This is a genomic window from Pollutimonas rozaliensis (assembly GCF_048751585.1).
Classification (GTDB): Bacteria; Pseudomonadota; Gammaproteobacteria; order Burkholderiales; family Burkholderiaceae_B.
On the sequence record NZ_JAZHOB010000001.1, the window covers coordinates 139,637 to 153,378 of the forward strand.

Annotated in this window: 10 protein-coding genes; 4 read left to right on the forward strand and 6 right to left on the reverse strand. The window is 62.1% G+C overall.

Features of this window, described 5'->3' with window-relative positions; translation table 11 throughout:
- Nucleotides 1-116: 116 nt before the first annotated feature.
- The 4 genes from acnA to efp all read left to right on the forward strand — a co-directional run bounded on the left by acnA (nucleotide 117) and on the right by efp (nucleotide 5,943).
- Complete coding sequence (acnA, locus tag V0R37_RS00605) at nucleotides 117-2,819, forward strand: aconitate hydratase AcnA (RefSeq protein WP_420372641.1); 2,703 nt, start codon at nucleotides 117-119, stop codon at nucleotides 2,817-2,819.
- A gap of 159 nt (nucleotides 2,820-2,978) precedes the next feature.
- A complete protein-coding gene (locus tag V0R37_RS00610; RefSeq protein ID WP_420372642.1) occupies nucleotides 2,979-4,190 on the forward strand; it encodes a DUF2863 family protein in 1,212 nt (403 codons plus the stop codon).
- The gene (earP, locus tag V0R37_RS00615; protein WP_420372643.1) at nucleotides 4,191-5,306 is read left to right on the forward strand and encodes an elongation factor P maturation arginine rhamnosyltransferase EarP; all 1,116 of its coding nucleotides are present in this window, start codon (nucleotides 4,191-4,193) and stop codon (nucleotides 5,304-5,306) included.
- A gap of 79 nt (nucleotides 5,307-5,385) precedes the next feature.
- Nucleotides 5,386-5,943, forward strand: a complete 558-nt coding sequence (gene efp, locus V0R37_RS00620; RefSeq protein ID WP_420372644.1) for an elongation factor P — start codon at nucleotides 5,386-5,388, stop codon at nucleotides 5,941-5,943.
- 126 nt (nucleotides 5,944-6,069) lie between these two features.
- Here efp and V0R37_RS00625 read toward each other — a convergent pair whose 3' ends face one another.
- The 6 genes from V0R37_RS00625 to V0R37_RS00650 all read right to left on the reverse strand — a co-directional run bounded on the left by V0R37_RS00625 (nucleotide 6,070) and on the right by V0R37_RS00650 (nucleotide 13,703).
- On the reverse strand, nucleotides 6,070-6,555 hold the full coding sequence (locus V0R37_RS00625; RefSeq protein ID WP_420372645.1) for a DUF1178 family protein: 486 nt from the start codon (nucleotides 6,553-6,555) through the stop codon (nucleotides 6,070-6,072).
- Nucleotides 6,556-6,650: 95 nt separating this feature from the next.
- On the reverse strand, nucleotides 6,651-8,348 hold the full coding sequence (locus V0R37_RS00630; protein WP_420372646.1) for an ABC transporter ATP-binding protein: 1,698 nt from the start codon (nucleotides 8,346-8,348) through the stop codon (nucleotides 6,651-6,653).
- Nucleotides 8,345-9,856 (reverse strand): ABC transporter permease, encoded by a 1,512-nt coding sequence (locus V0R37_RS00635; RefSeq protein WP_420372647.1) that lies wholly within the window; start codon nucleotides 9,854-9,856, stop codon nucleotides 8,345-8,347. The genes V0R37_RS00630 and V0R37_RS00635 overlap by 4 nt, the downstream gene beginning before the upstream one ends.
- Nucleotides 9,857-9,862: 6 nt before the next feature.
- Nucleotides 9,863-10,840, reverse strand: coding sequence for an ABC transporter permease (locus V0R37_RS00640; protein ID WP_420372648.1), 978 nt, complete (start codon nucleotides 10,838-10,840; stop codon nucleotides 9,863-9,865).
- Complete coding sequence (locus tag V0R37_RS00645) at nucleotides 10,837-13,077, reverse strand: ABC transporter substrate-binding protein (protein ID WP_420373113.1); 2,241 nt, start codon at nucleotides 13,075-13,077, stop codon at nucleotides 10,837-10,839. Before V0R37_RS00645 ends, V0R37_RS00640 begins: the two co-directional genes overlap by 4 nt.
- The gene (locus tag V0R37_RS00650; protein ID WP_420372649.1) at nucleotides 13,071-13,703 is read right to left on the reverse strand and encodes a thermonuclease family protein; all 633 of its coding nucleotides are present in this window, start codon (nucleotides 13,701-13,703) and stop codon (nucleotides 13,071-13,073) included. The genes V0R37_RS00645 and V0R37_RS00650 overlap by 7 nt, the downstream gene beginning before the upstream one ends.
- Between the last annotated feature and the right edge of the window lie 39 nt (nucleotides 13,704-13,742).

Below are 13,742 nucleotides of genomic sequence, written 5' to 3' on the forward strand. Positions count from 1 at the left end.
CGGGGGCTTTTATTTTGGAGTCCCAAAACTTGTTCAATCAGGCCTAAAATACCGCTAGCAATACACTGGCTGCACACTCGCCGGCCGACAAGCCCTTAAACCATCCTGGAGCTCTTATGTCGCATAACACGTTCAACAGCTTACAAAAGTTCAAGGTCGGGCGGAAATCAGCCCAGTTCTATTCTCTGCCGGCGCTAGGCAAAACGCTGGGCATCGACATCCAGCGCCTGCCGGTATCGATACGCATCGTCCTGGAATCGGTTCTGCGCAATTGCGACGGCAAGAAAATCACCGAAAAGCACGTCAAGCAATTGGCCGGCTGGAAGCCGCGCGCCCAGCGCAATACCGAAATCCCCTTCGTCGTTGCCCGTGTCGTCCTGCAGGATTTCACCGGCGTGCCGCTGCTGGCCGACATCGCCGCCATGCGCTCGGTCGCCGCCAAGATGGGCAAGGATCCCAAGCGCATCGAGCCCATGGTTCCTGTGGACCTGGTCGTCGACCACTCGGTGATGATCGACTACTTCGGCACCAAGGACGCGCTGGACCTGAACATGAAGCTGGAGTTCAAGCGCAACCAGGAACGCTATCAGTTCATGAAATGGGGCATGCAGGCCTTCGACACCTTCGGCGTCGTTCCCCCGGGCTTTGGCATCGTCCACCAGGTCAACCTGGAACACCTGGCGCGCGGCGTACATTACGATGCCGCCAATAACGTCTACTACCCCGACACTCTGGTGGGCACCGACAGCCATACCACCATGATCAACGGCATCGGCGTCGTCGGCTGGGGCGTGGGCGGCATCGAGGCCGAAGCCGGCATGCTGGGCCAGCCCGTGTACATTCTTACCCCGGACGTCGTCGGGGTCGAGCTTACCGGCGAACTGCGCGGCGGTGTAACGGCCACCGACCTGGTTCTGACGATCACCGAACTGCTGCGCAAGCAGAAGGTCGTGGGCAAGTTCGTGGAGTTCTGCGGCCCGGGCACATCCAGCCTGTCGGTCACCGACCGGGCCACCATTGGAAATATGTCGCCCGAATACGGCGCCACCATGGGCTTCTTCCCGGTCGACGACCGCACCATCGAATACTTCAAGGGCACCGGCCGCAGCCAGGACGAGATCGAGGCGCTGAAGGCTTACTTCAAGGCTCAGGGCATGTATGGAGTGCCCGCCGCCAAGGACATCGCCTATACGCAGATGGTCACCCTGGATCTTTCCACAGTCACCCCTTCGCTAGCCGGCCCCAAGCGTCCCCAGGACCGCATCGAGCTGGGCGACGTCAAGAACACCTACACCCGGCTGTATTCCGAGCAGTCTGCGGCCGGCTTCAACCAGCCCCCCGAGAAAATGCACCAGGTCTTCACGACCAGCGCCGGCACCAAGGTCAAGAACGGCGACATTCTTATCGCCGCCATTACATCCTGCACCAACACATCCAACCCCAGCGTATTGCTGGCAGCCGGCCTGATGGCCAAGAAGGCGGTCGAGGCGGGCCTGACCGTGCCCAAACACATCAAGACCTCGCTGGCTCCCGGCTCGCGCGTCGTCACCGACTATCTGACCAAGACCGGGCTGCTGCCCTATCTGGAAAAGCTGGGCTTCGACGTGGCCGCCTACGGCTGTACCACCTGCATCGGCAACGCCGGCGACCTGACACCCGACCTGAACGAAGCCATCATCCAGAACGGCCTGGTCTGCTCCGCCGTGCTCTCGGGCAACCGCAACTTCGAAGCGCGCATCCACCCCAACATCAAGGCCAACTTCCTGGCTTCGCCGCCCCTGGTCGTCGCTTATGCGCTGGCCGGAACGGTGCTGCGCGACCTCATGACCGAGCCGGTCGGCCAGGGCAAGAACGGCGACGTCTGGCTGGGCGACATCTGGCCCTCCAACGCCGAAGTCCAGGCCTTGATGGGCAAGGCAATGGACCCCGCCGTTTTCCGCAGCAACTACGCCGAGATCAAATCCAACCCGGGCGAACTCTGGAAAAACATATCAGGCGTGCAAGGCGAAGTCTACAATTGGCCACAGTCCACCTACATCGCCGAACCGCCCTTCTTCCAGGACTTTGAAATGCGGCCGGCGGCCATGCCCGTCGTCAAGGACGCGCGCGCCCTAGCGGTGTTCGGCGACTCGGTCACGACCGACCACATTTCGCCGGCCGGTTCCATCAAGGAAACCTCGCCTGCCGGCGAATGGCTCAAGGCGCACGGCGTCATGAAACAGGACTTCAATAGCTACGGCTCGCGCCGCGGCAACCACGAGATCATGATGCGCGGCACCTTCGCCAACGTGCGCATCAAGAACCTGATGATTCCGGCGCTGCCCGACGGCAGCCGCTACGAGGGCGGCGAAACCTTGTATCAGCCCAGCGGCGAACGCCTCTCCATTTACGACGCGGCCATGAAATACGTGGCATCCGACGTGCCGACCATTGTGTTCGCCGGCGAGGAATACGGCACCGGCTCATCGCGCGACTGGGCGGCCAAAGGCACGCAGCTTCTGGGCGTCAAGGCCGTGGTGGCGCGCAGCTTCGAGCGCATCCACCGCAGCAACCTGGTCGGCATGGGCGTGCTGCCCCTTCAGTTCAAGGGCAGCGACAGCGTGGATACACTGGGAATCACGGGCGAGGAAACCTATGACGTCTCCGGCATTGAAGCCAGCATCCGTCCGCAACAGGATGTCACGCTGACCATACACCGCAAGGACGGCAGCAAACAGGAAGTCTCCATGCTGCTGCGCATCGATACGGCGACGGAAGTCGACTACTATCTGCACGGCGGCATTCTGCCCTACGTTCTGCGCGAGCTGTTGGCTGCCTGATCCCGCCCGTATCCGCGGTTTCTCCAAATCCCTGGCGCGCCCGACGGCGCGCCAGGGATTTCCTTTACGCATGGCCCTGCCCGTCAGGACGGGGACGGCGTTACACTAGGGCTTGTTAACGTTAACAGGCCCTGGATTTTCACCAAATCAGCCTGCCTTATGCCTCGTATGCCTGTCACTTCGCCATCCCGCCTGAGCCGAGACGCCCAGCGCCTTCTTGCCCTTACAGAAGCCCTTGCCCGATCCGGAAGCCGGCTCGAGGACATTTATTGGGAAAACCTGCTTGGCGACCAATTGAACAAACTGCTGCTGGGCAAGAAAAACAAGACCGTGGAGACCACGCTCGACTACCTGCTTGCCAGTGATATCAACGCCTATGAAATCCTGGTCGAACAAGCCGAGACGCTGTCCGAATCCACCACGGTCGCTCTGGACGGCGGCGATTACGATGCTCTGCTGTTCTCCGCGCCCATTGTCGCCTGGACGCGCTACCAGTTGCCCGAAGGCGAACTGACGCAGGACCAGGCCGGCGCGCTGGCGTCCCGGTTGGCGGCGCATATCGCCGCTCCAGGCGCCCGCCTTGCCCTCATTCCCCGCCTGGTCAACTTCGACCAGATGCCGCAGTCCTTCCAGGAAACCCGCAACTGGACACAGCGCCTGGCCCTCCAGGCATTAAGCCTGGCCAACGAGCCATGCCCGCTGGGGCAGCCTTCCGATTCCGAAGGCATGCTGGCCGATGCCCGTTTCGTGGTGGGCGTGATCGCGGTTCCCAAGGGGCAAGCCCTGTTCCGCTGGCAGGTTCGCCAGGAAGACAACAGCTTTCCATCGCGCCAGCAATGCCATGAGGATTGGTCCGCCGCCTGCGCGGACGCCCTGGCCGCCCTTTTTACCGGCTGCCACGTCGAATATCTGCAGCCCGACGCCTACTATGTAAACAGCCGCGAAGCCGACCGCCGCATACGCCCTCTGGCTCTGAAAGCGGCCGTCACCTGGCTGCAGACCGCCGCGCACCTGTCGGGCGGCGAACTGCGGGCGGTGATCGCCGGCTGCGGGGAATCCAGCGTCGAGGAATACCGCATAGGCTTCTCGACCCGGCTGAGCAATGAAGTGGTATACGGCTGCATCTGGCCCGTGCTAAGCAAGGAAGAGGCCTTGGCCGACGGCTTGGAAGCGGGGCACATAGACGTGCCCGACGAGGTCGCCGCGCTGCTCAAGGAAATGGGGGTCGCCGACGTGCGCCGCCTGCCCGGCATCTATCCGGCGGAATTCTGCGACGATTGCGGCGCGCCGCACTTCCCCAATCCCCTGGGTGAAATGCTGCACCCCGAACTGCCCGAAGAAACCGACCTCGGACCCATTCATTTCCACTGAATGTCCAGCCTTTCGTTCGATATTTTCTGCCGGGTCGTCGATAACTTCGGCGACATCGGCGTGTGCTGGCGCCTGTCCAGGCAACTGGCGGCTCCACCGGGGCGATACCCTGTACGCCTGTGGGTCGACGATCTGCGCAGTTTCGCGCGGATCGAGCCCGAGGTCGACCCCAAAGCGGAACAACAAACCGTAAAGGGCGTGGACATCGTACATTGGACGGATCAGCCACCCGCGCTGGCTCCCATGGATGTGGTGATCGAGGCCTTCGCCTGCGATCCGCCGGCGGATTTTGTCGGACGCATGATCGGGCAAAACAGCCTGTGGATCAACCTGGAATACCTGAGCGCGGAAAAATGGGTGGAATCCTGCCATGCCTTGCCGTCGGTGCAAGCCAGTGGCTTGCGCAAAGCCTTTTTCTTCCCGGGCTTTACCGAGAGAACCGGAGGCCTGCTGCGCGAGCCCGGCCTGCTTGCACAAAGGGACCGTTGGCAAGCCGATCCGGCCCGGCGCGAAGAATTGCTGCGCCTTGTCGGCCTGCCGCAAGCACAAATAGACGTTTTGCATCAAGGCGCCCGCCAAGTCCTTTTGTTCAGCTATCCCGACGCGCCCGCGCAGGCTCTTCTGGAGGCCCTGCAAATGCAGAACCAGGGCGCGGTGGTTCTAGTGCCGTCGGGGGTCTGCCCCGCCCTTGAGCGCGGGCAGCATGGCGCCGTCCATGTGCATGAAATGCCCTTCATCGACCAGGACGGCTTCGACCGCCTGCTGTGGAGCAGCGATCTGAATTGCGTGCGGGGCGAGGACTCCCTGGTCCGGGCGTTGTGGGCGGGCAAGCCACTGATCTGGCAAATTTATCCCCAGGACGGCAATGCGCACATGATCAAACTTGAAGCCTGGCTGGCGCGGTCGCAATTCGGGCCGGAAATCAGGCGCTTGATGACAAGCTGGAATAACGGGAATGCAGAGGATTGCTTGCGGCTGCTCAGTCAAGCGCTACAGCCGCCGGACTGGACCGGCTGGCAGGCCGCCGCGGCAAGCTGGGCCGCGGAATTGGCCGGACGAAAGGATTTGGCCCACTCGCTGTCGGACTTTTGCGCGCGGCAACAACGAAAGAGTTAAAATAACAGGTTTTGTAAGTCATGCTCCGGCCCGGCAGGCATCTGGCGGAGCAATTAAACCCCCGGAGTTTTTTTAAAATATGAAAACCGCACAAGAATTGCGCGTTGGAAACGTAGTCATGGTGGGCAGCGAGCCGCTCGTCGTCCAAAAGGCCGAATACAACAAATCGGGCCGCAACTCGGCCGTCGTGAAGCTGAAGTTCAAGAATCTGCTTACCGGCTCGGGCAGCGAATCGGTCTCCAAGGCCGACGAAAAATTCGAACTGGTTGTGCTCGAAAACAGGGAATGCACCTATTCCTACTACGCCGATCCCATGTATGTCTTCATGGACGAAGAATACAATCAGTACGAAGTCGAAGCCGAAAGCATGGGCGAAGCACTGGACTACCTGGAAGAAGGCATGAAGGTCGAAGTCGTGTTCTACGACGGACGCGCCATCTCGGTGGCCTTGCCGACCATAGTCGTACGCGAGATCACTTACACCGAACCGGCCGTCAAGGGCGATACTTCGGGCAAGGTGCTCAAGCCCGCCAAGACCAATACCGGCATGGAAGTGGCCGTACCGCTGTTCTGCAATATCGGCGACAAGATCGAAATCGACACCCGCACGGGCGAATACCGCAGCCGCGTAATGTAATTTCGATTCAACCGTGAACTATGTCGGCTGCGCTTGCCGTGCAAATGCACCGCCCGCGCTTAGCCTTCGCGTTGACAATTGATCTGAAACCGAAATACGCCAGCGCAATAAGCGGCTGCCCGCCGCCTATTGCAGGCGGTCGTCATCAAGGAAGTCGGGTATGGGCATGACGGCAATGCCTTCCTGCATCAATTCCTCCCGTTCTTCAGGTGTGGCCGTGCCGCGTATGGCGCGCTCCTGCGCCTCGCCCTCGTGCATCAGCCGCGCCTCCTGGGCGAAACGGTCTCCGACATTCTCGGTATTGCGCACCATGTGGCGTATGTGACGCAGGATTTCCGCCTGTAGTTGAACCAGTTGCTCCGTCGCCGGCGCGGCCACAGCCGTGGCGGGCTTGCCGTCCGCGGAAGATTGGGCCGCCGGCGCCGCTGGGTTGCGTATATGGCTTACATTCAGCCTGGGCGCCGAGAGCTTCTTGCTGACGCGGCCGCTATTGCACACCGGGCAGCTCAACAGCCCCCGAGCCTGCTGGGTTTCATAACTGCCGTCGGAGCCGAACCAGCCCTCGAAGACATGGCCCTGCTCGCATTGAAGATCGAAAACTTTTAGTGACATAACACCCATATGCGGGCGTCAAGCCCAAATTCAAGTCGCCGGCGCCTCGAAAAACCGGCCGGCGACTGGATTATAGGGTAGCGCGATGGCGCGCCCTAAAGGCGCGGCACCGCGGCCAGCAGCCGGCGAGTCTCGGAATGCTCAGGGGACCGCAACACCGTTTCGGTCGGGCCCATCTCGATGATACGCCCCTGGTGCATGATGGCGATATGATCGGACAGGTATTCGACGACGCCAAAATTATGAGTGATGAATAAATAGGCAACATTGAATTCAGCCTGCAAGGCCTTGAGCAGATCAAGGATTTGCGCTTGTACCGATACATCGAGCGCGGAAGTGGGCTCATCGCAGATCAGCACCCGCGGCTCGACCGCCAGCGCACGCGCAATGGCCACGCGCTGGCGCTGTCCGCCGGAAAATTCGTGGGGATAACGCTCGGCGGTGTTGGCGGGCAGGCCCACCCTGTCCAGCAAGTCGCGGATCCGGGCCTGGCGCTGCGCCCGGCTGCGTTCGGGCCGCAAGGCGGCAATGCCTTCATCCAGTATCTCGCCCACCAGCATGCGCGGGTCCAGCGAGGCATAGGGATCCTGAAAAACGATCTGCATGGTCCGCCGCAAACGGCGAAGGGCCTGCCCGCTGGCGGCAAGCAGGTTTACGCCATCCAGGATGGCCTCGCCGCCCACCACGGCCTGTTTGTCCAGCAGGCGCAGCAAGGCCTTCGCGGTAGTGGTCTTGCCGCAGCCCGATTCGCCCAGCAGCGCCAGCGTCTGGCCGGCATGCAGGTCGAACGAAACATCGTTCACCACGGCAATGTCGCCCTGCGACCGCGTCCACAAGCTGCGTTTGCGACTGTAGGCCACAGACAGGTTCCTGACGCTGAGCAGGGGTTCGGCAGGAACAGGAGCGGCCGGACGCGCGGGTAGGGGTTTCGACCCGCCCTCCTGGGCCGACAGGGGCTTTCCGCGCTTGGCGAAGGTGGGAATGGCGGCAAGCAACTGACGCGCATAGGGATGGCGCGGTGCGGCGAAAAAGCTGGCCGCATCCACGGTTTCCACAATCTCGCCGGCGCGCATCAAGGCCACGTAGTCGGCCACGTTCTTCACCACAGCCAGGTCGTGGGTGATCAGCATGATAGCCAGGCCCATCTCTTTCTGGATGTCGGCCAGCAGGTCCAGTATCTGCGCCTGCACCGTGACGTCCAGCGCGGTGGTGGGCTCATCGGCAATCAAGAGCCTGGGTTCGGCCGCCAATGCAATGGCGATCATGATGCGCTGCTTCTGCCCACCGGAAAACTGGAAGGGATAATCGTTCAGCCGTTTGTCCGCCTCGGGGATGCCTACCCGGCGCAGCCACCAGACCGCCCTGTCGGCCAGGGCCTTGCCGCGATAGCGGGTATGCGCGCGCAAGGTTTCGAACAGCTGCTGCCTTACCGTCATGACCGGGTTCAGGCTGGTGGACGGTTCCTGGAAAATAATGCCTATCTGGCCGCCGCGCACCTGGCGCATGCCCCGCTCCGAAAGACCGTTCAGCTCAACTGGCCCCAGATGCACGCGTCCGGCGGAAATCATTCCGGCATCGGGCAGCAAGCGCAGCAAGGCCAGGGCCGTCATGCTCTTGCCGCAACCCGACTCGCCCACCAAGGCAAAGGTTTGCCCACGGTCTATGGTCAACTGCAGCGATTTCACCGCTTGGGTCAGGCCGCCATCGCCGGCTATCTGAACAGACAGGCCGTCGACCGACAAGACCGTGTCCACATCGGCGGGGCCGGCTGACGCGGGTATGAATTCGTTCATGAGCGGCTACCTTTGCTTTCCGGACCCCGCGGCGCGGGCGGGACGGCCGCTGCGCCAGCCAGGGCCGCCGGCGCAAGGCGAGCGGGCCGGAAGCGGCGCATGCGCGGATCGAATGCATCCTGAACCGCATCCGCGAAAATATTGGCCGACAACACCAGCGCAAGCAGAAATACGAAAGCGCCCAGCAAATTCCACCAGATCATCGGATCCCGCGACATTTCCAGCCGCGCCGCATCGATCATGGTGCCAAAAGAAGGCGTGCTGGGGTCCACCCCTATGCCCAGGTAGGACAGGACCGCCTCGTACAGGACCAGGCCGGAAAACTCCAGCACCATCGTTATCAGCACGATGTGCATGAGATTGGGCAGCAGATGGCGCCGCATGATGCGCCAATGGCCTATGCCGAAGGCTCTTGCGGCCTGCACGTACTCCAGTTCGCGCAGTTTCAGGGTTTCCGCTCGCAGCATGCGGCACAAGCCGGCCCATCCGGTCAGGCCCAATATCATGCACAGCAGGAACAAGCGCAGATCGGCGCGCGACGCGACCGTGTCGAACATGCCGGGATTGTTGTCGATGTAGACCTGCATCATGAGGACGCAAGCCGCGATAAGAAGCACGCCGGGAATGGAGGTCAGCGTGGTGTAGATGTACTGGATGACATCATCGACCCGGCCCTTGAAGTAGCCGGCGGCAATGCCGAAGCCCAGCGCCGGCGGCAGCATGGCCAGCGTGGTCAGCGTACCGATGACCAGCGCGGTGCGTATGCTTTTCAGGCATTGCCACAATACGTCGTTGCCGGTCCTGTCCGTACCCAGGACATGGTAGTCGGCGCCCAATGCCAGCGCGACGCAGGCCAGCAGCAGGATTATGCTGGAGGTGATCCACATGGCCCGCCATGGCACGCCCGACTCGCCGCGCCACCATGCCTTCGCGGCGCGCGCCGGGCCGCGCTGTCCTCCCAGGTGGCCCAGGGTCAGAAAGACTGCCGCCAGCGCCGAGGCGGCCAGGCCCGCGGCAACGCCACGCAACAGACGGACGGTGATATCGTCCGCATGGCCGGAGGGATCGTCCAACAACAGCCCCGCATGCTTCAATCGTGGGAAATCGCGTACGGGACGTCCATCGATGATTTCGGTTTCCTTGACGAACTGCCGTATCGCCAGCGGCGCCGAATAGGTTTTCTCGCGCTGCGCCAGTTGGGTCAGCGACAACAGGTCGTCCAGCGCTGAACGCAGCACCGGGGAATAGATCGGCGCCGGCTCCCGCGCCTGCGGGCCGTCCACCTGCACGGGCGGCAGCAAGGGCCGATAGTGTATCGAGTCGAGCACTCCGATCACGGCGAAACCCGAAAGCACGACCGCCGCGCACATGGCGGAAGGTGTCCTGGCGACGCTGCCCCACGCGGAACGCAGCGATGCGCTGCCCCGTATGCGCCAGCCATAGGCAAGCATGGCCGCCACCAGCAGAAAAATAAAGATATCGGTCCACAGGAAAATGAATTTGGGCATGGGCGGCTACTCGAAACGGACCCGGGGGTCGGCAAGCGTGTACGAGATGTCGGCCAGTATCAGGCCGACGATATACAAGGCCGAGCCCAGGAACACCATGGCCCTGACTATGGAGAAGTCCTGCGCATTGATGGCGTCTATGGTGTAGCTGCCCAGCCCCGGAATCCCGAAAAACGATTCGGATATAAGGCTGCCCATGAACAGCAGCGGAATGGCGGAAACCGTCCCGGTCAGGATGGGCAGCATGGCGTTGCGCAATATATGCCTGAATAGCACCACTCTTTCGGACAAACCCTTGGCGCGCGCCGTGCGGACATAATCCTTGCCCGCCTCTTCCAGGAACAGGGTTCGGTAGAAACGCGCTTGCGAGCCCAGACTGGAAATGATGCCGACCAGCACCGGCAGGACCAGGAAACGCAAGCTGCCCCAGCCGTCCACATAGCCCGAGTACGGCACCCAGCGCAGGATCTTGGCAAACATCCATTGCCCGGCAATGATGTAGAACAGCCCCGAGATCGACAGCAGGACCACGCAAAGGACCACGCCCGCGAAATCCAGCCGGCTGCCCTTGAAGAACACCAGCATCAAGGCGAAGGCGATGCAAACGAACAAGCCCAGCGCAAAAGTGGGCAGGGCCAGCGCCAGGCTGGGTCCCATGCGTTCCCCGATTTCATGTCCGATGTCGCGGCCCTCGTCTGAAAAGCCGAAATCGAAACGCAGCAAGGGAACGGAACGCGCTGCGAATATCGTATCCGTCCATTGTTCGGCCCCCTGGGCTTCGGCGTTGAAAAACAGCGGCTTGTCGTAGCCGCGCTCGGCTTTCCAGCGCTCGATGGCTCCCTGGCTGACGCGCTGGCCGCCTATGGCAAGACGCGCCATATCGTCGGGCGTATTGACGGCGAAGAACAGCACGAAGGTAAGCAGGTTCACGCCGATCAGAATGAAAATGCCGTACACCAGCCGGCGCGCAATATATCGGATCATGGCCGCTCCGCAAAATCGGTGGCCGCCAGGGCGGGCGCCTTGTCCCGGCGGCGCGCCACCTGCCACGCCATCACGCCGCCCGCCGCCAGCAGGGCGGCCAGCAGCCACAAAGGCCACCATACGGGCGCATTCCATTCTTTTATCTTTTGTGCGCGCAAGGCTGGATCGATACGGTAATACTGCAAGGTATTGCGCACCATCTGCGTGGGCTTGGCGTTGCCCACCCAGGCCTGATAGGCGCCGCCCGATTTGGGGAAATAGCCGAACATCCAGGGCGCATCGGCCTGGACGATGGCCACCATCTTGTGCACCAGCTTTTCCTTCTCGGGGCCGTCATCCAGGAAACGCATCTGTTCGAACAGGCGGTCGAATTCGGGGTTGCTGTAGTTCGAGGCGTTCTCGCCGCCTTTGGCGGCCTTGGAATTCGGGCCATACAGCAAGAACAGGAAATTCTCGGCATCCGGATAGTCGGCCACCCATCCCCACATATACATCTGCGCGCTGCCATTGCGCATCTTGTCCTGGAAACGGTTGTAATCGGTGGCGCGCACTTCAAGCTGCACGTTCAACGCCGCCAGTTGCCGGCGCATCCAGTCCAGCATCGCACTGGAGCCCATGCCGCCGGCCGAATCGAAATACAGGATCAGGGGCTTGCCGGTCTGGGCGCTGCGGCCGTCCGGATAGCCGGCTTCGCTGAGCAGGCGCTTGGCATCCTCCAGCGGCCTTCTGACCGCCCGGCCGTTTTCCAGCGTATATACCTGGCGGTTCAGCCCTTCGGGCAGATCCTGGTAGCCCAGTACACCGGGCGGCACCGGCCCGTATGCCACTTGCGCCTCATCATTCTGGAAAATGGACACGAACTGCTCCCAGTCGAAGGCAATGCTGATCGCCTGCCTGAGCTTGCGGTTCTTTTCCTGCTGCTCGGGCGTATCGCCCTGCCCCAGGACCGGGTCCAGCCAATTGAAACCCAGATAGTAAAGCTGCGCTTCGGTGGAACTGCGCAGTTGCAAGCCATGATCCCGGTACAGCGATGCCTTGTCCCGGGAATCCCCCGCCGCCACCCGCATGGCCACGCCATAGTCGCCCCGATCGACCTGCGGTATGTCGTAATAGCCTTGAAGAAACTTGCCCATGAGCGGCACGCTTTCCTTCTCCAGCGAAAAGACGATGCGGTCGATGAAGGGAGTAAGCTTGCCGCAATCGTCCAGCAGGCCTTCCTGCCGATCGCCGGGCTCGCCGCGGCAGGGATAGGGCTCGCCCCGGAAGTTTGGGTTGCGCTGCAGGACGTGGCGGCGGTTCGCAATGGATTCCGTCAGCATGTAGGGTCCCGTGCCCACGGGCCAGGTGTTCAAGGACAGATTATGCTCGGCCATGCCGGGCTGATGGTAAAAACGGTCGGCCTCCCAAGGTATGGGCGCGGTGAATGTCATGGCCAGCCAATACTTGAATTGGGGATACTTGCCGATGACCTTGATGCGCAAGGTGTGATCGTCGATCGCCCGCACGCCCTCGAAACCTTCTTGGCGCAAGTCCAGCCACGCGTGCGCGCGATCCGGGTCGGCTTGCGCGCGCAGCGCCTGGTCCGCTTGCTTCAGGCGATCGCCGTAATCGCGCATGCCCACGATGTGTTCGGCCATCACGCCATATATGGGCGAAACGACACGCGGGCTGGCCAGCCGCCTGAACGCGTACACATAATCATCGGCGAGCAGTTCGCGCGTTCCGGTCTGCTCGAAATCGTCCATGCCGAATTTGTTCTCGAGCTGGCCGGGCGCTATGGGCCAGTAGGCATAGCCGCCCGCCGCATTGCGGGCAAAGGCGGGATGCGGCTGGAATAGGATGCCCGGCTTGATGCGGATATCGTAGACGCTGACAGCCACATCCTGGCCGGGCGCATCGGCCGGCAGGGGCCGGCCGTCCTTGTCGAAATAGGCGGGCGGGTCGATGGATGCCGCGGCCCGGGGCACCAGGACGTACGGCCGCGCCAGGTAATCGTAGCCGTACAGCGGCTCATAGATCGAATAAGTGAACGGGGTCTCGTCGGTTGAATATGAACTGGCCGGATCCAGGTATTTGGGCGAACGCTGGGTAAACGCCGTATACAGCACGTTGGCCTGCTCCTGCCCAACGGCATAAGGGCTGTTTACCGGTTGCGGCGAACAGCCTGCCAGCAGACCCGCCGCCACAGCCACCAAGATCGCCGCCAGGCCGCGCAACAAAATTCCCGCGCCTAGCACCGCTGCTTCTGCCAGCATTGATAGCGCCATACCCATGGCGGAACCGGATCGGGCTGTTGCCAGACCCCCTGGCGCTGGCGCTTGGCCTGCTGTTCCAATTCGGGCAGTTTGCCGTCACGCATGAATTTTCCGCGCCCCTCCATATTTGCCCAAGCCATGCCGTCTTGAACCTGTTTCCGGTTGGCCGTCGTTCCGTCTTCCAGCGGCACGTCGCAGATATTCCGCTCGTAGCGATCGCGTTCAAAGCACAAAACGGTAAGAGTCTTGCCGGCGATCAAGGCGGCCAGCGCTTCTTTGGACGCTTGCGCATAGGCCTGGCCGGGCCGTTCGCGGTCTTTGCTTACCTCGGGCGCATCGATGCTGGCCAGCCGCACGCGCTGCTGCTTGCCTTGTACCAATAGATTGAAAGTATCGCCATCGGCGACGCGGACCACGCGCCCGGTCAGTTCGTAGCGGCCTGATTCGGCCGCAGCGCCCGCCGGCGTGGAGCGGGCCTGGGCGGCCGGCTCGTGAAAATCCATGACGCCGGCCATCGCCAGCCCCGCCGCCACGGCCAGCGCCAGCACCCTGGTCCAACGCTTGGCCATCAGGGCGGCGGTCAGCCTGCGCAGCACTAAATTGATCACACTGTTCACTCATTCCCCGTATCGATGCAAGCCCATGCG

What these genes read in the sequence shown, in the direction of transcription:
- acnA (WP_420372641.1), top strand. Translation starts at nt 117, where the DNA reads ATGTCGCATAACACGTTCAACAGCTTACAAAAGTTCAAGGTCGGGCGG.
- V0R37_RS00610 (WP_420372642.1), top strand. Translation starts at nt 2,979, where the DNA reads ATGCCTCGTATGCCTGTCACTTCGCCATCCCGCCTGAGCCGAGACGCC.
- earP (WP_420372643.1), top strand. Translation starts at nt 4,191, where the DNA reads ATGTCCAGCCTTTCGTTCGATATTTTCTGCCGGGTCGTCGATAACTTC.
- efp (WP_420372644.1), top strand. Translation starts at nt 5,386, where the DNA reads ATGAAAACCGCACAAGAATTGCGCGTTGGAAACGTAGTCATGGTGGGC.
- V0R37_RS00625 (WP_420372645.1), bottom strand. Translation starts at nt 6,555, where the DNA reads ATGTCACTAAAAGTTTTCGATCTTCAATGCGAGCAGGGCCATGTCTTC.
- V0R37_RS00630 (WP_420372646.1), bottom strand. Translation starts at nt 8,348, where the DNA reads ATGAACGAATTCATACCCGCGTCAGCCGGCCCCGCCGATGTGGACACG.
- V0R37_RS00635 (WP_420372647.1), bottom strand. Translation starts at nt 9,856, where the DNA reads ATGCCCAAATTCATTTTCCTGTGGACCGATATCTTTATTTTTCTGCTG.
- V0R37_RS00640 (WP_420372648.1), bottom strand. Translation starts at nt 10,840, where the DNA reads ATGATCCGATATATTGCGCGCCGGCTGGTGTACGGCATTTTCATTCTG.